At 64.1% G+C, this 683-nt stretch carries 1 protein-coding gene; it reads right to left on the reverse strand.

The window, feature by feature from the left end; all coding sequences use genetic code 11:
• Positions 1–683, reverse strand: a 683-nt coding sequence (locus tag H8A95_RS43370) for an IS66 family transposase (protein WP_229188496.1), incomplete at both ends; no start/stop codon positions are given.

Genomic DNA, 683 nt, shown 5'->3' on the forward strand with positions numbered 1-683 from the left:
TTCGGCCTTCTTGACCTCGCTGAAGATGTAGTCGGCCATGATCTCGAGCTCGAAGCCGAGCTTACCCATCCATTGCGCCATCAACTGGCGGTCCAGCTCGACATGATCGCGGGCGTAGATAGCCTCCTGCCGGTAGAGCGGCAGGCCATCGGCATATTTGGCGACGGCGATCTGGGCCAGAAGCGCTTCCGTCGGAATGCCTCCTTCGATGATGTGGGCCGGGGCCGGCGCCTGGATGACGCCGTCCGCGTTCTTGAAGGCATACTTGGGACGGCGCGTGACGATCACACGGAACTTCGCCGGCACTACATCCAGGCGCTCCGACACGTCCTCGCCGATCAGCACCTTCTGCTTGCCAGCATGCTCAGCCAGCTCTTCCGGCTCCATGATGGTTTCGATCCGTTCCAGATGCGGCGCAAAGCCCTTGCGCCGACGCGGTGCGCGCTTGCCATCCGCCTGCGCACGGCCCTTGCTGACCTGGGCCTTGATCGCGGCGATGCCGGTCTCGATCTCCTCGAAGACGAAGGCCTGCTGTTCATCGTCGCCGTTCGCCGAGCCGAGCTTTTCCGATCGTCGGCCGAACCGGGCGCGGTCGAAGGCCTTCAGGATCTGCGTCAGCCGCTCAATGCGCGCATCGGCATCGGCGTTGCGGGCCTTGAGATCGGCGACTTCGCTCGCCAGAG

This window comes from Bradyrhizobium oropedii, assembly GCF_020889685.1.
Taxonomy (GTDB): domain Bacteria; phylum Pseudomonadota; class Alphaproteobacteria; order Rhizobiales; family Xanthobacteraceae; genus Bradyrhizobium; species Bradyrhizobium oropedii.